This window comes from Caulobacter mirabilis (assembly GCF_002749615.1).
GTDB classification, from domain to species: Bacteria; Pseudomonadota; Alphaproteobacteria; order Caulobacterales; family Caulobacteraceae; genus Caulobacter; species Caulobacter mirabilis.
This window is the reverse complement of the sequence record NZ_CP024201.1, coordinates 3,177,573-3,195,177: the sequence shown is the minus strand read 5'-3', so window position 1 is coordinate 3,195,177 and position 17,605 is coordinate 3,177,573. Positions and strand designations below refer to the sequence as shown.

The window sequence follows — 17,605 nt, the reverse complement described above, 5'->3', positions numbered from 1 at the left end:
TTGGCTAGCGGGCGGCGTCGATGGCGCGGTGCGCCTCGTGCGACGGGGAGGTGGAGGAGGTGATGGTCGGCTGTTCGGGGGGCTGCATGTAGTGGATGACCAGCATGACGGCCGACAGAGCCAGGTAGAGGATGACGACGGCGGCGATCACTTCGCGTTCGAGCGAGCCGCCGGACTTGGCTTGACGGGCCATGGTCCGCTCCTTGGAGTTTCAGGGTGTCTGGATTGGGGGCGGCGGACCGCGCGAGGCGGCCCGCCGACGGGGCGTGGGTCAGGCGGCCTTGCGGCGCGACCGCCAAGACGCAGCCGGAGGCTCGTCTTCCAGCGCCCAGACGCGGCGCAGCGCGCCGGAGCCTTGCTCCACGCGCCAGGCCGCCAGCGGGAACGGCGAACGGTCCCGGCGGATGTAGAGCACATCGCCGCGGGCGACGACATGCGTGAAGTCCCGGCGATGGCCGGGCGCGCGAACGGTCCAGACGCGTTCGCGGAGGGCGGTGGTCTTGATCATGCTCGCCTCCATGCCGACCGACGGGTCGACGGGGCGAGCGGAGGGGACCCTACGCTCGCCCGGCGAACGCCGGCGCGGCCTTTCCGATTTTCCGAAGCCGCGGGACGATCGTCCCGCAACGACTAGGGTAGGTGTCCATGGGTCCAGTGTGAGTGGCGTCCGCCGGATGCGGACAGGGGGCACATAGGCCTGCGGGGCAGGCGGGTCAATAACCGCGACATGTGGATTTTGGGCCGTGTCGATAAGGAAACTCGCAATCCCGCGACCGAGGGCCTATCTACCCGCCCTCATGACCGACACCGATCACCAGCTTCCCGCCGACGACCTCGTCGCCGCCTTCCAGATCGAGGGCTGGCCCGTGCGCGGGCGCATCGTGCGCCTGGGCGACACGGTCAACGAGATCCTGACCCGCCACGAGTATCCGGAGGCGGTCGCCAACCTCTTGGGCGAGGCCTGCGCGCTGGCGGCGCTGGTCGGTTCGAGCCTGAAGTTCGACGGCCGGCTGATCGTCCAGGCCCAGGGCGACGGCCCGGTGGCCTATGTCGTCGTGGACTATGACACCGAGGGCAAGATGCGCGGCTACTGCCGGTTCGACGCCGAACGCGTCGCCGAGGTCAGCCAGGGCTTCATGCGTCCCGGCGCCAAGACCCTGCTCGGCCAGGGCGTGTTCATCATGACCATCGACCAGGGGGCGGACATGGACCGCTACCAGGGCGTGACCTCGATCGAGGGCGAGACCCTGGCCCTGTGCGCCGAGGAGTATTTCGCACAGTCGGAGCAGCTGCCGACCCGCATCCGCCTGGCTGTCGGCCAGGTCGACGCCGGCGAGGGCGCGCGCTGGCGGGCCGGCGGCCTGCTGATCCAGAACATCGCCTCCGACACCGCCCGCGGCTCGACCGAGGACGCCTGGACCCGCGCCCGGGCGCTGTTCGAGACCACGGCCGAGGACGAGCTGCTCGACCCGACCCTGTCGTCCGAAACCCTGCTGTGGCGGCTGTTCAACGAGGACGGCGTCCGGGTGTTCGAACCCAAGCCGATGCAGGCCTTCTGCCGCTGCTCGCCGGACCGGATCGCGACCGTGGTCGAGAGCTTCTCGCCCGAGGAGCGCGCCGAGATGGTCGAGCCGGACGGCAAGATCCACGTCACCTGCGAATACTGCTCGCGGGTCTACGCGATCGAGGCGTAGGGCGCGGACACGGCTGGGGTCTAGCGGTTTCTGGGTCTCGGCCGCACCCCGCCATCCGGTCGCCCCGGCGAAGGCCGGGGTCCAGATCGTAGGGCTTTGCTTTGACGAGAAATCGCCTGCGGCCCCGCGCCTGATGCTGGATCCCGGCCTTCGCCGGGACCGTCGGGTGAATAGGGGCAGCGCCTAGCTGTAGGTGACGGTCCAGGTCCCGTTGGCGGCCTGGATCGCGGTGGCGGTCGTCTGCGGGCGGCCGCTGAAGTCGATGACCACGCCGCCCGCCGTCTCGCTCAGGTCCGCCGCCTCTCCGGGCGCGAAGACGCCGTCCATGATCTGGACCTTGTTCCCGGGCGTGAAGATGTAGGTCATGTTCGGCTGGCCGGGCAGGGTGAAGATCGGCGTGGGGATTGGCGTCTTGCCCACCTTGGCCAGGCCGAACACGTAGCCCTCCTGGGGCATGAAGGCGTTGGACGTGATGCCGACGGTCCCCGGCTGCGAACGGCCCGGGACGACCTGGGTGAAGCCGGGACCGCCGGCGTCGAACATGGCCATGTCGGCGTTGGCCGGGTCCACCGGGACCACGCCGCCCGACTGGACCACCGTGCCGGGAACAAGACCGTTCGGCGTCGTGCCCCAGTAGGCGTAGAGGCTGTCGTCATAGACGATGCTGTCGAAACCGCCGGACAGCACGTGCGGGAAGACGAGCCAGGCATTGCTGAGCGGGTTCTGCGAGATCTCGTCGTGCGAGACGATGAAGGCCGCGTAGCTCGTTGTGTTCCCGGACTGGTTCCAGATCTGGATCGTATGCGTCGCCATGGTCGCCTCCCCGATGTGGCCGGCAGGCTAGGCGACCCGTGTTCTCCGATCAATCGCAGGGCGAGTGGCTCGACGAGAAAGATCGGGTGGCCACGCCGCCGGGGCGGGCGACGGCGTGGCCGGTCCGGTCAGCGGTGGAACACGTCGAACGCGACATTCAAGCCGTCGGCGCCGACTTCCGCTCTTACCGGACGTCTCGCGTCCCGGATGCGATGGACGAAACTGGCCGTGGCGCGATCTCCGCACACCACCTCATGGACCTCTGGATCGCCGACCGCGACGGGATGGCCGTGCCGATCCTTCAGCCGCAGGGACAGGGCGTCCTCCGCCAGCGGCGGCTGATGACGCGGCCGCGTGACCACGACATGAGCTTCCAGGTCGTGGCTGATCAGGTTGCGGGCGGCGTGCACGGCCACGATGCGGTCTCCGTCCTGCAGTCCGCTGCAGCCGCAGCGTCCCTTGCCCGAGGTCGCCGCCGACGAAGAGACGGCGGGCGACGTCGCCGCCAGCATGCCGCTGACGGTCCAGGACCGGGTGACCAGAGTCGTGGCGTTGGACATGTCGATCAGGCTGCCCTGGAACGACAGGTTCACGGTGTAGCTGTTCTGGGCGCTGACGTTGGTGAAGCCGGGGGCGTCGGTCATGGTGAAGCCGCAGCCGGTCGCCTGATCGGTGACCTGGCCGGTCATGTACTTGTCCAGATCGCTGGGCGGGCACGACCGGTGGCCATAGGCGGTGCAGGAGCCCGAGGGGCAGCCGTCCTCCTGGTAGACGTTGGACGACATCACCGTCGATCCGCACAGGACGTGGGTGATCACCGACCCGTTCACCATGAAGGCGCCCATCACATACTGGCGGTACTCGCCGGACGAGCAGTTGGTGCTGGAGTCGTTGGTGAAGGTGGCCGTGTTGGTGAACGGCGCGGTGAAGGTCGAGCCGTTCAGGGTCGGCGCGAGATTGCCGACGGGGGTGATGAAGCTGCTGTAGTTGAGGGGCATCGAAGCTGGCCTTTGCTGCGGGCGCACGGAAGCGGTCGGCCGCGAAGCGCGGCCGCGCGGGCGGTTCGCGAGAGGAAGGAAAGGGAGCGGGGCCCGGCCAGGGCGGCTGGAGACGCGGCCGAGCCCCGCTCGGGTCGAGCGCTAGCTGTACTCGACCGTCCAGCCGCCGTTGGCGTTCTGGATCACCGTGGCGACGGTCTGGGGCAGGCCGGTGAAGTCGATCATCGCCGACTGGGTGGAGGTCACCGAGACGTCGATCACTTCGCCGGCCGTATAGGAGCCGTCGGCGACGTAGAACTGGACCACCGGCGTGACGTTGAAGGTGTCGTTCGGCTGGGCCAGGAAGGTCGCCACCGGGGCCGGGACCGCGGTCTGCCCGGCCTTGGCCATGCCGAACACGAAACCGCTGGCGGCGGTGAAGTCCTGCTCGGCGACGATGCGGTACGAACCGGTCATCGCGCCGCCGTGGGTCACCGGTCCGAAGCCGTACGGGGCCTGGCCGGAGAAATCGACGCTGTCCTGCTGGGCCGTGTCGACCAGGGCGGTGCCGCCCCACGACATCACCGTGCCGGGCGACAGCTCCTCGGGCGTCGCGCCCCAGTAGGCGTAGGTGGTGTCGGTGTAGGTCACCGAGTCGAAGCCGTTGTTGGTGATGCTCGGGAAGGTCGCCCAGGCGTTGGTGTAGACCTGCGGATTGCCGCCGGACCCGGTGACGATGGGCGGCTTCATGAAGGCGACGTAGCTCTTCGAGAAGCCCGAGTTGTTGAGGATCTGGATCGTATAGGTAGCCATGGAGCGCCTTTCGAAAACTGTGAAGCAGGCGCGGGAATTCGCGACCTGCCGGCGCGCAGGGGTCCTCGTTCTCCCCGACGTCGCACTCGGCTTGGTCAAGAAGGCGTTGAGGTGATGCCCGGTGTTGCTTGGCGGGGTGGCGGAAGTCCCCTGCGCAGGAAGAACGCTACCAAGTCTCTACTTTCGGGAGCAGGGGGGATGACTTGCACGGGGCGCAAACGGGCGGGGTTTGTCTTGCGTCGAGTGCAAGCGGGGGCGCCTATGTGCTGGGAACCACCACCACCGTCATCCTCGCGCTTGTCGCGAGGACCCATGCGTGGTGAGGCGGACGGGAAGGCGCGACATTTCCGCTACCCGTGTTCATGGGTCCTCGCGACGAGCGCGAGGACGACGGGGAAGAGGGGCTACGGGATCAGGCGCGCGTAGCTGAGGAACCGCAGAAGGTCCTCCCGGGACCGGTCGTCGAACCGGCGGATGGCGCGCAGCAGTTCGAACTCGTCGGCGCGCAGGACGAGGTCCTTGGGCGCGTCCATCTCGCCGCGTCCCAGGATCAGCCAGTCCATCGAGACGTCCAGGACTTCGGCGATGCGGGCGGCGTGCTGCAGCGACATGGCGCCGTCCTGCCTCCAGCGGCTGATCGCGCTCTCGTTGACGTTCAGGTCGTTCGCCAGAACGAGCATCTTGGAGATGCCGCGCCACCGGATGGCGGCCGTCAGCCTCTCCCCCCTCGATGACATGCCTACCCCCGCGGCGAGAGCGAGGTCCCGCGCGCACCGGCAGGCCCTGGCTCCGACCCGCCTCTCCCAAGCAGCGGTCGTGAATACAACCTAGGGTATTTATCCACGGGGCCTGTGGAAAAACAACCGAAGCGCGATTCGTGTCAGCGACGGACCACCTGGGAGGCCCTGTCGGCTGGCGTCAGTTCATCCGGCGCATGGCGCCAGGCAGATGCAGGGAGAATGCGGGAATCTCGACATCGAAGGCTTCGCCCTCGTCGGTGAGCATCTGGTAGCTTCCGCGCATCGCGCCTGACGAGGTGCCCAACGGGCAGCCGGAGGTATAGCGGAAGGCCTCGCGCGGCTTCAGGTGCGGCTGCTCGCCGACGACGCCGGCCCCCTTCACCTCTTCCACCCGGTTCCAGGCGTCGGTGATGATCCAGTGGCGCGAGATCAGGGTGACCGTCTCGGTCCCGTGGTTCTCGATCTCGATCGTATAGGCCCAGTTCCAGCGGCCCTCGTCGGGGCTGGAGCTCTCCGCCAGATAGGAGGGGGCGACCCGCACGACGATGTCGCGCGTGCGGGCCTCGTACACCGGATTGTCCGGCGTTCCTCTCCGGCGGATGCGACTCATCAGGCGGCGTCCAGCGCCCGGGCGATGTCGCGCGACAGGTCGCGGACGTCTTCCAGGCCGACCGACATGCGGACGAAGCCTTCGGTCAGGCCGATCTCCAGCCGCTTCTCCTCGGGCATGGCCCGGTGGGTGGTGGTGGAGGGATGGGTGGCCATCGACTTGGCGTCTCCAAGGTTGTTGGAGATGTCGACGATCTCCAGCGCGTCGAGGAAACGCCAGGCGGCCTCGCGCGATCCCAGGTCGAAGGCAAGCAGGTTCGAGTGGCCGGTCATCTGCTTGGCGATGATCGCCGCCTGCGGATGGTCGGCGCGGCCCGGATAGAGCACGCGGGAGACCTTCCTATGGTCGCCTATCAGGTCGGCCAGCACGCCGGCGGTCTCGGTCTGGCGGCGCACGCGCAGGTCCAGAGTCTCCAGGCCCTTGAGCAGGATCCAGGCGTTGAACGGCGAGATCGCCGGCCCGGTGTGCCGGATGATGTCGCGGTAGTGCTCCTCGATGAAGTCCTTGCCGCCCAGGATCGCGCCGCCCAGCACCCGGCCTTGGCCGTCGATGTGCTTGGTGGCCGAGTAGACGACGATGTCCGCGCCGAGTTGCAGCGGCTTCTGGAAGATCGGGGTGCCGAAGACGTTGTCGACGACCACCTTGGCGCCGGCGGCGTGGGCGATCTTGGCCACCTCGGCGATGTCGGTGACTTCCAGCAGCGGATTGGCCGGGGTCTCGATCAGCACCGCGCGGGTGTTGGGCCGCATGGCCGCTTCCCAGGCCTTCAGGTCGGTGGCGTCGACGAAGGTCGTCTCGACGCCGAACCGGGGCAGGTACTGCGAGATGATCCAGTTGCACGACCCGAACAGGGCCTTGCCGGCGACCAGGTGGTCGCCCGCCTTGAGCAGGCCGGTCAGCGCGACGTGCACGGCGGCCATGCCCGAGGCCAGGCCGCGACAGTGTTCAGCGCCCTCGAGCAGAGCCAGGCGCTCCTCGAACATCTGGGTGGTGGGGTTGGCGTAGCGCGAATAGACGAAGCCCGGCTCCTCGCCCGAGAAGCGGCGGTCGGCGGCCTCGGCGCTGCCGTAGGCGAAGCTCTGGGTCAGATAGAGCGCCTCGGCGGTCTCGCCGTGGTTGGAGCGGTTCAATCCGCCGCGGATCAGGCGGGTCGCGTCCGCCCAGCTGTTCGGGTCTTCGGCCATGGCTACGGCTTTCGTTCGAGTGGGGAGGGCGGCATGAACAGGAAACCGGGCCCCTAGGTCAAGGAGACCCGCTTGCCGGAATGCTGAAAAGGGTTGGAGCGGGGCTGGGGGCGAGGTGGCCGCCCGCCGCGCCGCGGGCGGGAAAGCGTGGAGAAACATGCATCTTCGTCGATCCGTCACTTGCCATCCGGCGTCCGTGCCGTGAGTAATGGCCCAACGATGATCGACGCTCATTCCGCAGGCATCCTGCCCTGCCAAGCCATCGAGGATCTGATCGCCCAGGAGGCCATCGGGTCGCTCACGCCCTTCGACGCGGACCAGGTCCAACCGGCCAGTCTCGACCTGCGGCTCGCCGAGAGGGCTTGGCGGGTCCGCGCCTCGTTCCTGCCCCGCGGGAAGCGGGTGAAGGAGCGCTTGCTGGACGTCTCCATGCACGAACTCGACCTGACCAAGGGGGCGGTGTTCGAGCGTGGCTGCGTCTACATCGCCGAGGTGCAGGAGCGCCTGGCTCTGCCGGGCGGCGTGGCGGCCCGCGGCAACCCCAAGAGTTCGACCGGCCGGGTCGACGTCTTCGTGCGCCTGCTGACCGACTACGGCGCGGCCTTCGATGACGTGGCCGAGGGCTACGAAGGGCCGCTCTACGTCGAGATCGCCCCCCAGACCTTCTCCGTGCTGGCGCGGACCGGCACGCGGCTGAATCAGCTTCGCCTCAAGCGGGGGCTGGTGCCGCACCTGTCGACGCGCGACGTCGGCGTGGACCTGTCGACCGGAATGGTCGGCTTCCGGGGGCGGCGCCATGCGGGCGTCATCGACCTGGACAAGGAAGACGGCCACGATCCGCGCGATTTCTGGGAGCCGCTCGAAGCGCGTAACGGCGAGCTGCTGCTCGATCCGAACGAGTTCTACATCCTGGCCTCGAAGGACGATGTGGTCATCCCGGTGCTGGAGGCGGCGGAGATGACCCCGATCGATCCGGCGGTCGGCGAGTTCCGCGTCCACTACGCAGGCTTCTTCGATCCGGGTTTCGGCGCCGAGGAGACGCTGTCCAAGGGCTCCAAGGGCGTGCTCGAGGTGCGCAGTCGCGAGACGCCGTTCCTGCTGGAGGACGGCCAGACGGTCGCGCGGCTGGTCTACGAACCGCTCACCGCCCAGCCCCAACGTCTCTACGGCGAGGGCGGGTCCCACTATCTGCGGCAGGGCCTGAAGCTGTCGAAGCACTTCCGGCCCTGGAAGTGATCTTGCGGCGTACGCTGGGGCGGGGGCTCGCGGGTCTGCTCCTGGCGTTTGGCGTCCATGTCGCCGCCTGGGCGGCGCCGCCGCTGTGGGTCGTGCGCGACGCCGATTCGACCCTTTATCTGTTCGGGACGATGCATGTCCTGACCGCGGACGCCGACTGGCGCACGCCGATCTTCGACAAGGCGCTGGCGGAGTCGTCGCGGGTCTGGCTGGAGATGGACACGCAGGCGACGCCGGAGGCCATGGCCCGGCTGGTCGTGGACCTCGGGATCGACCGCAAGACGCCGCTGGCCGCCAAGGTCTCGCCGACGGTCATGGCGGCGATCCGGGAGCGCGTGAAGGGGCAGCCGAAGCTGGCCGAGATGGCCGAGCACATGCGCCCCTGGGCCGCGGCGATGATGATCCAGGCGATGCCGACGCTCGCCGCGGGCCAGACCTCGGAAGCGGGGGCGGACGCGACCCTCACACGGGGCGTCCGGGAAAGCGGCAAGACCGTTCTGTTCTTCGAGACGCCAGAGGCGCAGCTGCGCTTCTTCGCCGATCTGCCCGAGGCGGTGCAGGTCCAGTTCCTGGAAGACAGCCTGGACCAGGCCGGCGGCAAGGGGCGGACTCCCGCCGAGACGCAGGCCGCCTGGATCGCCGGCGACGAGCGCCTGCTGGGCGATGGCGTCGCCGCCGACATGCGGGCCAAGCGGCCGGCGCTCTATGACGCCTTCGTGCGCCGTCGGAACGCGGCCTGGACGGCGCTTTTGATGCAGGATCTCGCCGGCTCGGGGACGGCGATGGTCGCGGTTGGGGCGCTGCACATGGCCGGCGAAGACGGACTCGTCGCGCAGCTGCGAGCCGGGGGCTTCACGGTCGAGCGGGTGCAGTAGGTCAAGCGCTCTCACCAATTTGTCTAGGGTGCTTGACATGATCCGCGAGTCTGTGTGACAAGCAGACTTGTCATAAAGCAAAGGAACGACGACGTGCCTGCTCCCAAGTCCGCCAAGCGCCAGGCCAACACGGGCCGCCTGCTGGGGCTCTGTCTGATCGTCGGTCTGCTTGCGGGCGGCGTCGCCGCAGCGGTCAGCCATCTGACGCCGATCCCCGCGTCCATCGCCAACGCCGGCGCCATGCTGATCGTCGGCGCCCTGGCGCTGTGGTGGTCGCGCAACTGGTGGCTCAGCGTCGATGAAGGGGTGCGCGAGGCGCACAAGTTCGGCTGGTTCTGGGGCGGTTCGGCCGGCCTCCTGGTTTCCGGCGCCATCGCCCTGGGCCTGCAAGGCTTGGCCGACAGCGGGCTCGCCCAGTTCGGGATCGCTCCCCGGGACGCTGGGCTGGTGGCCACAGGCGCCTTCATCACCCTGACCCTGATGATCGTCGGCTACGGCGTCGGCTGGGCCGGTTGGTGGATCGCCCGCCGCTGATCCCGCGTCGCAAGGAGACCGACATGCAAGCGTACAGAAGCCCCGCGGCCAAACGCTACCTGCGCCGCTTCCTGCCGACGATATTCGCCTACGTCCTGATCATCCTGGGCGTGAGCTGGGCCTTCGAGCATTTCCATCCGACCGGGCCGCTGGCCTGGGCGCTGGCGGTCCTGCCGGCGATCCCGATCCTGGCGATGATCGCCATCATGGGGCTCTATCTCAAGGATGAGGGCGACGAGTTCCAGCGCAACATCCTGGTCGAGGCGATGATCTGGGGCGTCGGCCTGACCCTGACGGTGATGACCGTCTGGGGTTTCCTCGAGCTCTACGCCGCCGCTCCCAAGCTGCCGAGCTTCTTCGCCTTCCCGATCTTCTGCGTCGGCATGGGCTTGGCCCAGCCTTTCGTCCGCCGGCGGTATCAATGAAGAACCGTCTCAAGGTGCTGCGCGCCGAGCGCGACTGGAGCCAGGCCGATCTGGCCGAGCGCCTGGAGGTCTCCCGCCAGACCATCAATGCGCTCGAGACCGGCAAGTACGACCCCAGTCTGCCGCTGGCCTTCAAGATCGCCCGCCTGTTCGAACAGCCGATCGAAGCCATCTTCGATGACGGCGAATGACCGAGGGGACGAGATGACCGACACCGTTTCCGCCCGTCGCCCCAATCACGTCCGCCTGCTGCTCGCCGCCGGCGGCATGACGGCCGGGGGCTTCGCGGGTTTCCTCAGCATCCGGGCCGCGGATCTCGGCGCCTTCGAGGCGGCCGTGTTCGAGCCGTCCGAGCTGGCGTCCCTGTTCATCGCCCTGGTGCTCGTGGCGACCGGCCTGTTCGTTCTGGCGATGAGCCTGAGCCGCAAGGTCGCGGCCAGGGCCTTCGACCCTGACGGGGATGGCCGCGTGCTGCCGGGAATGATGAGCTTCTACCGGCTGCAAGCCGCGCTGCAGCTCTTGGCCGGGATCCTGCTGGCGCTGCCGGTGTTGGCGATCCGCCTGTTCCCGGCGGGAGTCCAGACCCCCGCTGTCGCGACCATGGTCATGGTGACGGCGCTGTTCCTGATCCAGACGGTGGCCAACCTGACGGTCTGGCGGCGGGCCGACGAAATGACCCGCCGGATGATCGCCGACGCGGCGGTGGCCAGCTTCTGGGTCCTGAGCAGCGCGCTGTTCCTGTGGGCCGCAGCGGAGAAGCTGGGCCTGGCGCCGGCCCTGTCCAGCTGGGACGCGCTGACCGTCATGATGGCTGTCTACCTTTTGATTTCCTCAACGCTGGCGGTTCGCCGCGGCTTCGCCTGACCTTTTCGGAGTGTCCTCCATGCGCCTGCTTCCCGCCATCCTGGCGGCCGCCGCTCTGTTGCTGCCCGCCCTGGCCTCCGCCGCGGAGCCGACCCGTTTCACCGTCGAGGTGCGCGGGAAGGGGCCTGACGTGATCCTGATCCCCGGCCTGACCTCCTCGCGTGAGGTCTGGGCCGACACCGTCAAGCAGCTGGAAGGCCGCTATCGCCTGCATCTGATCCAGGTCAACGGCTTCGCCGGCGCCCCGGCCGGAGCCAACGCCCAGGGCGCGGTGGTCGAGCCGCTGGAGGAGGAGATCGCCGCCTACATCGCCGATCGCAAGCTCAAGCAACCGGCGGTGATCGGCCACTCGATGGGCGGCTTCACCGGCCTGCTGCTGGCCGAGCGGCATCCCGAGGCGGTGGGCAAGGTGATGATCGTCGACGCCCTGCCGTTCTTCAGCGTGCTCGTCGGCGGTCCCAGCGCCACCGTGGACGGGATCAAGCCGCAGGCCGGCGCCCTGCGCGACCAGATGCTGGCCCAGACGCCGGAAGCCTTCGCCGCCGGCCAGAAGGGCACGATGACCCGGCTGGTCAAGTCGCCGGAAGGGCTGGAGAAGGCCGTGGCCTGGTCGCTGGCCAGCGATCGCGGCGTCGTCGCCCGGGCCATGTACGACGTCATGACCACCGATCTGCGCGCCGCGCTGCCAGGGGTGAAAACGCCGATCACCGTGGTCTACGCCCGCGACGACAAGGCGATGGGTCCGATGGGCGCCTTCGTGGGCCAGCTCTATCAGAGCCAGTACGCCGCCCTGCCGAACAAGACCCTCGTCGAGGTCGACGACGCCTTGCATTTCGTCATGTTCGACCAGCCGGCGGCCTTCGCCAAGGCCGTCGACGCCTTCCTGCAGTAATCGCCTCCCAAGTCGCCGCGAAGGGTTCCCCGCCGTGTTCCAACGTTTCAGACATCTCGCCGCCGCTTCCGTCGCCGCCGTCGCGGTGGTCCTGACCGCCGCCTCGCCGGCGGCCGCCGAACCCGCGCTCTGGGTGGTGAAGGACGAGGACTCCACCCTCTACCTGTTCGGCACGGTTCACGTGCTGAAGCCCGACACGCCCTGGCGCAGCGCCGGCGTCGACAAGGCCCTGGCCGAGTCGTCCGAGCTCTGGATCGAGGTCGAGGCCGACGATCCGGCCGTGATGCAGCCTCTGGTCCTCAAGTACGGAATCGACCCGGCCAAGCCGCTGTCCAGCAAGATGACGCCGCAGATGGCCAAGGACCTTCAGGCCGCGGCGGCCGGCATGGGCGCCTCGGCCCAGGCGCTGGAGCCGATGCGGCCCTGGCTGGCGGCCCTGACGCTCAGCGTCGTGCCGATGATCAAGGCCGGCTACGATCCCAAGAGCGGGGTGGAGGCCAAGCTCAAGACGGCCGCCGTCGCCGCCGGCAAACCGGTCCGCACGTTGGAGACGCCCGAGGAGCAGGTCCGCTTCTTCGCCGACCTGCCGCCGGCGACCGAGCTGGACCTTCTGCGTTCGGCGCTGGAGGAAGCCGGCGAGGGCGCCGCGATGCTCGACGAGCTGGTCGCGGCCTGGAGCAAGGGCGACGTGGCGACGCTCGACCGCCTGATGAGCGAGAAGATGAAGGACGAGTACCCGGCCATCTACGACGTCCTGCTGGCGCAGCGGAACAGGACCTGGGCCGAGTCCATCACCCGCATGCTGGACGGCAAGGGTACGGCCCTGATCGCCGTCGGCGCGGGTCACCTGGTCGGCGCCGACAGCGTCCAGGCTCAGCTCGCCAAGCGCGGGATCAGGGCCGAGCGGGTCAACTAGCCGAAGGCGGCGCGGCGGTTCAGGCCGCCGCGCCCGCCTGAGGTCGCAGGTAGATCGACCGCTTGGGCGTGCTCATCACCCGATGCAGCATCGGGACGAAGGCCTCCAGCGGCATGGACTCGTAGTTCGGGTCGAACGCGGCCTGGTCGTACAGATGGCAGAACTGGGCCGTGTACTCGAAGTGCGGATGGCCGCGGAACTGCTCGCGCATGTCGCGGTCCAGGCCCAGATGGTGGAAAAAGTAGTAGCCCTGGAAGATGCCATGCTGCTGGACCATCCAGTGGTTGGCCTCCGACACGAAGGGGAAGACCATCGCCGCGCCGATGTCGGGATGGTTCCTGGGGCACAGCACGTCGCCGATGTCGTGCAGCAGCGCGCAGACTACATACTCCTCGTCGCGGCCGTCCCGGAAGGCGCGGGTGGCGGTCTGCAGGCTATGCTCGAGCCGGTCGACGACGAAGCCGCCGCAGTCGCCTTTCAGCAGGTTCAGGTGAGACACGATCCGCTCCGGCAGCTCGCGCCCGTATTGGGCGGAGGCCCCGGCGATGATCGCCCAGTCTTCCTGGGTGCTCTCGGTCATGGCGTGGAACTTCGCCCGCGCTTCCTCGCCGTGCTCGCCGTCGGCCATCGCCTCGTCCTCCCAACATTTGTTTGAACTGATCGTGCGCCCAGCGGGGCGGGGCGTCAACGCGGGGCGGGATCACGAGAACCACGCGTGGCCTGCATTGCGGCTGCATCGGCGCCGTCCAGTCTCGCTTGGGGCGGACAGGGCAGGGGTCACATGATGAAGAGAGAAGCGAAGGGCGGCGGCGTGCTGGGACGTCAGGCCGGTCTGGCGTGGGCGACGGTGACGGCCATGATCCTGGCGCTGTTCGGGGAGGGGGTCCGCTGGTGGCGTCCCGCTTGCGGGGGCGGCGACGGCCGCGCCGGCGAGGCGATCGGCTTCCCGCTGCCCTATGCGCGGCCGACGCTGGTCTCCTCGGGCGAGTACTTCTTCATGCCGCACATGCTGCTGCTGAACGGGATCCTGCTCGCCCTGCTGCTGTTCCCGGTGTTCCGGCTCGTGGCCCGTCGGCTGGGGCCGAGGACGCGTTCGGCGGCGACGATCGTGGCGCTGCTGGCGGCGACGCCCGTGGCGGCGCTGTGGGCGCTTCTGTTCTCCGTCTTCGTCCCGGTCGTCTCGATCGAGGACAGCCTGTTCGACGCCGACGTCCTCGGCTACCGCCCGGCCTTCATCGCCGAGGCCTTGGGCCTGCCGTCCTGCGACTGACGCTTGCAGCCAAGGGCGGATCAGCTATGTTCCGCCGCTCTCCTGAGCGCGGGTGTAGTTCAGAGGTAGAACGTCAGCTTCCCAAGCTGAATGTCAGGGGTTCGATTCCCCTCACCCGCTCCAAGCCTCTCCGTAGACATGGGGCTGACCTCTACAGAAGAAGGTGGGTTCTGGAGCACGATCGCTTCGTCAAGGTGCTGGCCATTCTCGCCGCCTCGATCGGCGACGAGGAGGCCCAGCATCACGCGCTAGTCGAGGAAGGTCTGGACGACGGCGAAGCCGCGCGGGCCGTCTCGCTCGTGCCCGTCGGATTGGCGCGCCCCCTTTTGGAGCGGCTCGGCGTTGAGCGGTTCGTTTCCACGGCTTCCGTGCAGCGCTCGGACGGAAGTTGGCGCGCGTTCAAGCTGGGGAAGCAGCCGGAGTACGTTCAGGCGGTGGCCCTTGGCCGGGCGCATCTCGAGCGAGGCGTGTTCGACCACGACCTCTACAAGGCGATCGTGGAGGCGACGGCCGAGGTGAATGCAGCGAGCAATACGCTCAACGCAGGCCAAAGTTTGAAGGGGGCGACGTACGCCGTCGCGATCCTCAACCCAAACCTGGAACCTCATCTGCTCCGGTAGCCGCCACCGTCACCGGCCCGCCAGCACCGCCGTCATCGTCTCCGCCAGCTCCCCGACCAGGCCGCTGCGCTCCCAGGCATAGACGGAGACCACCATCGGCGCTTCCAGGCCCAGGGTCGGATGCAGCCGCACCGCGCGGCCGACCGTCGTGCTGACCGGCAGCAGCGACAGGCCCAGGCCCGCCTCGACCGCGACCAGGATGCTGTGCAGGCTGCCGCTGGAGAAGGCCACGTACCAGTTGCGGCGCTCGCGCTCGATCCGCTCGAACATGGCGTCGCGATAGAGACCGCCCGGCGGGAAGGCGACCAGCGGGATCGGGTCGGGCCAACCCATCGACTCGGCGGCCCCGCCGATGGGCTCGAACCAACCGATCGGCTCGGGAAAGTTCGCCAGGCAGTCGGCGCTGGCGACCGGCTCCTTGACCACGACGATGTCGAACTCGCCGGCGCGGTAGCGTCGGGTCAGGTCGCGGCTGAGACCCGTGGTGACGTCGATCCGGGCCTGACGGTGCGAGACGATGAAGGCGGCGAAGGCGTCGGCCATGGCGCCGCTGACGATATCCTCCGGGACGCCGATCCGGATGGCCGAGGCGCCGACCGTGTCGGCCAGTTGGGTCTCCGCCTCGCTCTGCAGCGCCAGGATGCGCCGCGCATAGCCCAGCAGGCGCTCGCCCGACGCCGTCACGCGGACGGGACGGTCGGTCCGGTCGATCAGCGCCCGCCCGACGGCCTGCTCGAGCCGCCCCAACTGCTGGCTGATGGTCGACTGGGTCATGTGCAGCCGCTCGGCGGCCTGGGTGAAGCTGCCGGTCTCCGAGATGGCGACGAAGGCGCGGAGGAGGCGGGGGTCCAGCATATGCTCATCATGATATCGAATGATGGATATCAATATATCCCATTTGAGAATGGTCGACGCGGGCGATACGGACAGTGGAAGCTCGTCCCCGGAGGTCCGTCCATGAAGCTGCTCGCCGCGGTCGCCGCCGTCGCCCTGTCGCTGGTCGCCGGCCAGGTCGGCGCCCAGGAACGCGCGGACCTGCTGATCCGCAACGCGACGGTCGTGGATGTCGAGCAGGCCAGGCTGGTTCCGGGCCAGGCGGTCGTGACCCGGGGCGACAGGATCCTCGCCGTCGGGCCGGACGCCGACCTGACGAAGCGCTGGACGGCCGACCGCACCGTCGACGCCGGCGGCCGCTATCTGATCCCCGGCCTGTGGGACATGCACGTCCACTTCGGCGGCGGTCCGGAGCTGATCGACGAGAACAAGGCGCTGCTGCCGCTCTATGTGGCGCACGGGATCACCACTGTGCGCGACGCCTCCGGCGACCTGCCGTACGACGTCCTGGCCTGGCGGGGCGAGATCGCCCGCGGCGCGCTGTTCGGGCCGACCCTGCTCAGCTCCGGCCCGAAGATCGAAGGCGTAAAGCCGGTCTGGAAGGGAACGCTGGAGACCGGATCCGAAGCCGACGTCGACCAGGCGGTGGCGCGGCTGAAGTCGCTGGACGTCGACTTCGTGAAGATCACCGACAGCACGCTGAAGCCCGAACTGTTCCTCTATGCGGTGAAGCAGGCACGGGCCGCCGGGCTGCGGACGTCCGGCCATATCCCCATGGCGCTGACCGTCCGCCAGGCGATGGACGCGGGGATCAGCTCGATCGAGCACCTGGACTACGCCTACAAGGCCGGGGCGAAGGACGAGGCGGCCGTGGCGGCCGACTTCGCCGCCGGCCGGATCGACCGGACCGAAGCTCGTCGCCGCCTCGACGAGGGCTTCGACGCGGCGACGGCGATGGCGGCCTATGGCGATATGGCGGCCAGGGGCGTCTTCGTGACCCCAACGCTCAACGGCGGTCGGATCATCGCCTTCCTCGATCAGGACAGCCACGAGAACGACCCCTATCTCGCCTACATCGGGCCGAAGCTGCGCAAGACCTACGACTGGCGGGTGCAGAGGGCGGCCCAGGCCGACGCCGCGGCGATCGCCCTGCGTCACGCCCGTTTCGAGCGCGAGGCGGCGGTGCTGCCGATGCTGCAGGCGGCGGGCGTGACCATCATGGCCGGGACCGACGCCGGCTTCCTCAACTCGTTCAACTACCCGGGGATCGGGCTGCATGACGAGTTGGCGCTGTTCGTCGACAAGGGGCTGACGCCGGCCCAGGCGCTGTCCTCGGCGACCCGCGCGGGCCCGGCCTGGTTCGGCAAGCTGGACCGCTACGGCGCCGTCGAGGCCGGCAAGGCCGCCGATCTGGTGCTGCTCGACCGCAACCCGCTGGAAGATATCGGCGCGACCCGGGCGATCCATGCGGTCGTGCTGCGGGGAGCGCTTCAGGATCGCGCGGCGCTCGACGCCCTGCTGGCGCAAGCCCGCGCCAAGGTCGCCGCCTGGAACGCCGAGGCGCGGAAGTGACGGCGCGACCGGTCCGCCGCACGCGCAGGACCGTGACGCTGCTGGCCTCGGCCTTGCTTGGCCTGGTCGCCTATCCGCTTTCAGCCTGTGGCAGGGAGATGACCTCGTCCGCGACACTCCATGAAGCCGCCGCCAAGGGCGATGCGGCGGCCATCCGAACGCTCCTCGCTGGCGGGGCGCCGATCGACGCGCGCGACGGCCAGGGTCGAACCGCGTTGCTGGTCGCGACGCACGGGGACCAGGTCGAGGCGGCCCGGATCCTGATCGAGGCCGGCGCCGACGTGAACGCCAAGGACCACATCCAGGACAGCCCCTACCTCTACGCCGGCGCGCGGGGGCGTCTCGAGATCCTGAAGCTGACCCTTGCCCACGGCGCGGATCTCAAGAGCACCAACCGCTACGGCGGCACGGCCCTGATCCCGGCGGCGGAAAGGGGACATGTCGAGACCGTGCGGACCTTGATCGCGGCCGGCGTGGACGTCGACCATGTCAACAACCTGGGCTGGACCGCGCTGATCGAGGCGGTGATCCTCGGCGACGGCGGCGAGCGCCACCAGCGCATCGTCCGGCTCCTGATCGACGCGGGGGCGGACTCGAACCTGGCCGACCGCGACGGGGTGACTCCGCTGCGCCACGCCCGGGATCAGGAATTCTCCGAGATCGGAGCAATCCTGGCCGCCGCCGGCGGCCGGTAGGAGCGGCGGCCCGCCGCGCTGGACGGCGAGGGTCGAAGATG

The 17,605-nt window shown here is 68.9% G+C and carries 23 protein-coding genes and 1 tRNA gene; 14 read left to right on the top strand and 10 right to left on the bottom strand.

Going from position 1 to position 17,605, the window contains the following annotated elements:
• Positions 1–4: 4 nt before the first annotated feature.
• The gene (locus CSW64_RS15335; protein ID WP_099622915.1) at positions 5–193 is read right to left on the bottom strand and encodes a hypothetical protein; all 189 of its coding nucleotides are present in this window, start codon (positions 191–193) and stop codon (positions 5–7) included.
• A 78-nt stretch (positions 194–271) separates the two neighbouring features.
• A complete protein-coding gene (locus tag CSW64_RS15330; protein ID WP_099622914.1) occupies positions 272–508 on the bottom strand; it encodes a hypothetical protein in 237 nt (78 codons plus the stop codon).
• Between the two features lie 289 nt (positions 509–797).
• Between CSW64_RS15330 and CSW64_RS15325 the strand changes: the two genes are divergently transcribed.
• Positions 798–1,694 (top strand): Hsp33 family molecular chaperone, encoded by an 897-nt coding sequence (locus CSW64_RS15325; RefSeq protein ID WP_099622913.1) that lies wholly within the window; start codon positions 798–800, stop codon positions 1,692–1,694.
• A 183-nt stretch (positions 1,695–1,877) separates the two neighbouring features.
• Here CSW64_RS15325 and CSW64_RS15320 read toward each other — a convergent pair whose 3' ends face one another.
• The 6 genes from CSW64_RS15320 to metZ all read right to left on the bottom strand — a co-directional run bounded on the left by CSW64_RS15320 (position 1,878) and on the right by metZ (position 6,831).
• Complete coding sequence (locus CSW64_RS15320; protein ID WP_099622912.1) at positions 1,878–2,507, bottom strand: hypothetical protein; 630 nt, start codon at positions 2,505–2,507, stop codon at positions 1,878–1,880.
• A gap of 128 nt (positions 2,508–2,635) precedes the next feature.
• Positions 2,636–3,505 carry a hypothetical protein gene (locus tag CSW64_RS15315; protein WP_099622911.1) on the bottom strand — a complete coding sequence of 290 codons (870 nt, stop codon included), beginning with the start codon at positions 3,503–3,505 and terminating at the stop codon, positions 2,636–2,638.
• Between the two features lie 141 nt (positions 3,506–3,646).
• Positions 3,647–4,297, bottom strand: coding sequence for a hypothetical protein (locus tag CSW64_RS15310; protein ID WP_099622910.1), 651 nt, complete (start codon positions 4,295–4,297; stop codon positions 3,647–3,649).
• 404 nt (positions 4,298–4,701) lie between these two features.
• Positions 4,702–5,034: a helix-turn-helix domain-containing protein gene (locus tag CSW64_RS15305; RefSeq protein ID WP_099622909.1), complete on the bottom strand. Its 333-nt coding sequence runs from the start codon at positions 5,032–5,034 to the stop codon at positions 4,702–4,704.
• 181 nt (positions 5,035–5,215) lie between these two features.
• On the bottom strand, positions 5,216–5,647 hold the full coding sequence (gene apaG / locus CSW64_RS15300) for a Co2+/Mg2+ efflux protein ApaG (protein ID WP_099622908.1): 432 nt from the start codon (positions 5,645–5,647) through the stop codon (positions 5,216–5,218).
• The gene (gene metZ / locus CSW64_RS15295) at positions 5,647–6,831 is read right to left on the bottom strand and encodes an O-succinylhomoserine sulfhydrylase (protein WP_099622907.1); all 1,185 of its coding nucleotides are present in this window, start codon (positions 6,829–6,831) and stop codon (positions 5,647–5,649) included. Before metZ ends, apaG begins: the two co-directional genes overlap by 1 nt.
• Before the next feature lie 219 nt (positions 6,832–7,050).
• Here metZ and CSW64_RS15290 point away from each other — a divergent pair, with 219 nt between their 5' ends.
• The 8 genes from CSW64_RS15290 (at position 7,051) to CSW64_RS15255 (ending at position 12,573) form a co-directional block, all read left to right on the top strand.
• Entirely contained in the window at positions 7,051–8,067 is a 1,017-nt protein-coding gene (locus CSW64_RS15290; protein ID WP_099622906.1) for a 2'-deoxycytidine 5'-triphosphate deaminase, read from the top strand.
• 2 nt (positions 8,068–8,069) lie between these two features.
• A complete protein-coding gene (locus tag CSW64_RS15285; RefSeq protein WP_172448588.1) occupies positions 8,070–8,942 on the top strand; it encodes a TraB/GumN family protein in 873 nt (290 codons plus the stop codon).
• Positions 8,943–9,035: 93 nt separating this feature from the next.
• Positions 9,036–9,476, top strand: coding sequence for a hypothetical protein (locus tag CSW64_RS15280; RefSeq protein WP_099622904.1), 441 nt, complete (start codon positions 9,036–9,038; stop codon positions 9,474–9,476).
• 23 nt (positions 9,477–9,499) lie between these two features.
• Positions 9,500–9,901 (top strand): hypothetical protein, encoded by a 402-nt coding sequence (locus CSW64_RS15275; protein ID WP_099624287.1) that lies wholly within the window; start codon positions 9,500–9,502, stop codon positions 9,899–9,901.
• Entirely contained in the window at positions 9,898–10,092 is a 195-nt protein-coding gene (locus CSW64_RS15270; RefSeq protein ID WP_099622903.1) for a helix-turn-helix transcriptional regulator, read from the top strand. The genes CSW64_RS15275 and CSW64_RS15270 overlap by 4 nt, the downstream gene beginning before the upstream one ends.
• A gap of 13 nt (positions 10,093–10,105) precedes the next feature.
• Positions 10,106–10,765 carry a hypothetical protein gene (locus CSW64_RS15265; RefSeq protein ID WP_099622902.1) on the top strand — a complete coding sequence of 220 codons (660 nt, stop codon included), beginning with the start codon at positions 10,106–10,108 and terminating at the stop codon, positions 10,763–10,765.
• A gap of 19 nt (positions 10,766–10,784) precedes the next feature.
• Complete coding sequence (locus CSW64_RS15260) at positions 10,785–11,657, top strand: alpha/beta fold hydrolase (protein ID WP_099622901.1); 873 nt, start codon at positions 10,785–10,787, stop codon at positions 11,655–11,657.
• Positions 11,658–11,691: 34 nt separating this feature from the next.
• Positions 11,692–12,573: a TraB/GumN family protein gene (locus tag CSW64_RS15255; RefSeq protein WP_099622900.1), complete on the top strand. Its 882-nt coding sequence runs from the start codon at positions 11,692–11,694 to the stop codon at positions 12,571–12,573.
• 19 nt (positions 12,574–12,592) lie between these two features.
• On the opposite strand, the gene CSW64_RS15250 is transcribed toward CSW64_RS15255, so the two are convergent.
• A complete protein-coding gene (locus CSW64_RS15250; RefSeq protein ID WP_099622899.1) occupies positions 12,593–13,201 on the bottom strand; it encodes an HD domain-containing protein in 609 nt (202 codons plus the stop codon).
• Positions 13,202–13,357: 156 nt separating this feature from the next.
• Here CSW64_RS15250 and CSW64_RS15245 point away from each other — a divergent pair, with 156 nt between their 5' ends.
• From CSW64_RS15245 to CSW64_RS15235, 3 genes are all read left to right on the top strand, one after another.
• Positions 13,358–13,843, top strand: coding sequence for a hypothetical protein (locus CSW64_RS15245; protein ID WP_150131428.1), 486 nt, complete (start codon positions 13,358–13,360; stop codon positions 13,841–13,843).
• A 48-nt stretch (positions 13,844–13,891) separates the two neighbouring features.
• Positions 13,892–13,966: transfer RNA gene (locus CSW64_RS15240), tRNA-Gly, on the top strand.
• 71 nt (positions 13,967–14,037) lie between these two features.
• Positions 14,038–14,463 (top strand): hypothetical protein, encoded by a 426-nt coding sequence (locus tag CSW64_RS15235; protein WP_099622897.1) that lies wholly within the window; start codon positions 14,038–14,040, stop codon positions 14,461–14,463.
• A gap of 9 nt (positions 14,464–14,472) precedes the next feature.
• Here CSW64_RS15235 and CSW64_RS15230 read toward each other — a convergent pair whose 3' ends face one another.
• Complete coding sequence (locus CSW64_RS15230; protein ID WP_099622896.1) at positions 14,473–15,318, bottom strand: LysR family transcriptional regulator; 846 nt, start codon at positions 15,316–15,318, stop codon at positions 14,473–14,475.
• 102 nt (positions 15,319–15,420) lie between these two features.
• On the opposite strand from CSW64_RS15230, the gene CSW64_RS15225 reads away from it, so the two are divergent.
• Positions 15,421–16,869: an amidohydrolase family protein gene (locus CSW64_RS15225; RefSeq protein WP_099622895.1), complete on the top strand. Its 1,449-nt coding sequence runs from the start codon at positions 15,421–15,423 to the stop codon at positions 16,867–16,869.
• Positions 16,866–17,564: an ankyrin repeat domain-containing protein gene (locus tag CSW64_RS15220; protein WP_216361188.1), complete on the top strand. Its 699-nt coding sequence runs from the start codon at positions 16,866–16,868 to the stop codon at positions 17,562–17,564. Before CSW64_RS15225 ends, CSW64_RS15220 begins: the two co-directional genes overlap by 4 nt.
• Positions 17,565–17,605: the final 41 nt, after the last annotated feature.

What these genes read in the sequence shown, in the direction of transcription:
- CSW64_RS15335 (WP_099622915.1), bottom strand. Translation starts at nt 193, where the DNA reads ATGGCCCGTCAAGCCAAGTCCGGCGGCTCGCTCGAACGCGAAGTGATC.
- CSW64_RS15330 (WP_099622914.1), bottom strand. Translation starts at nt 508, where the DNA reads ATGATCAAGACCACCGCCCTCCGCGAACGCGTCTGGACCGTTCGCGCG.
- CSW64_RS15325 (WP_099622913.1), top strand. Translation starts at nt 798, where the DNA reads ATGACCGACACCGATCACCAGCTTCCCGCCGACGACCTCGTCGCCGCC.
- CSW64_RS15320 (WP_099622912.1), bottom strand. Translation starts at nt 2,507, where the DNA reads ATGGCGACGCATACGATCCAGATCTGGAACCAGTCCGGGAACACAACG.
- CSW64_RS15315 (WP_099622911.1), bottom strand. Translation starts at nt 3,505, where the DNA reads ATGCCCCTCAACTACAGCAGCTTCATCACCCCCGTCGGCAATCTCGCG.
- CSW64_RS15310 (WP_099622910.1), bottom strand. Translation starts at nt 4,297, where the DNA reads ATGGCTACCTATACGATCCAGATCCTCAACAACTCGGGCTTCTCGAAG.
- CSW64_RS15305 (WP_099622909.1), bottom strand. Translation starts at nt 5,034, where the DNA reads ATGTCATCGAGGGGGGAGAGGCTGACGGCCGCCATCCGGTGGCGCGGC.
- apaG (WP_099622908.1), bottom strand. Translation starts at nt 5,647, where the DNA reads ATGAGTCGCATCCGCCGGAGAGGAACGCCGGACAATCCGGTGTACGAG.
- metZ (WP_099622907.1), bottom strand. Translation starts at nt 6,831, where the DNA reads ATGGCCGAAGACCCGAACAGCTGGGCGGACGCGACCCGCCTGATCCGC.
- CSW64_RS15290 (WP_099622906.1), top strand. Translation starts at nt 7,051, where the DNA reads ATGATCGACGCTCATTCCGCAGGCATCCTGCCCTGCCAAGCCATCGAG.
- CSW64_RS15275 (WP_099624287.1), top strand. Translation starts at nt 9,500, where the DNA reads ATGCAAGCGTACAGAAGCCCCGCGGCCAAACGCTACCTGCGCCGCTTC.
- CSW64_RS15270 (WP_099622903.1), top strand. Translation starts at nt 9,898, where the DNA reads ATGAAGAACCGTCTCAAGGTGCTGCGCGCCGAGCGCGACTGGAGCCAG.
- CSW64_RS15265 (WP_099622902.1), top strand. Translation starts at nt 10,106, where the DNA reads ATGACCGACACCGTTTCCGCCCGTCGCCCCAATCACGTCCGCCTGCTG.
- CSW64_RS15260 (WP_099622901.1), top strand. Translation starts at nt 10,785, where the DNA reads ATGCGCCTGCTTCCCGCCATCCTGGCGGCCGCCGCTCTGTTGCTGCCC.
- CSW64_RS15250 (WP_099622899.1), bottom strand. Translation starts at nt 13,201, where the DNA reads ATGGCCGACGGCGAGCACGGCGAGGAAGCGCGGGCGAAGTTCCACGCC.
- CSW64_RS15245 (WP_150131428.1), top strand. Translation starts at nt 13,358, where the DNA reads ATGAAGAGAGAAGCGAAGGGCGGCGGCGTGCTGGGACGTCAGGCCGGT.
- CSW64_RS15230 (WP_099622896.1), bottom strand. Translation starts at nt 15,318, where the DNA reads ATGCTGGACCCCCGCCTCCTCCGCGCCTTCGTCGCCATCTCGGAGACC.
- CSW64_RS15225 (WP_099622895.1), top strand. Translation starts at nt 15,421, where the DNA reads ATGAAGCTGCTCGCCGCGGTCGCCGCCGTCGCCCTGTCGCTGGTCGCC.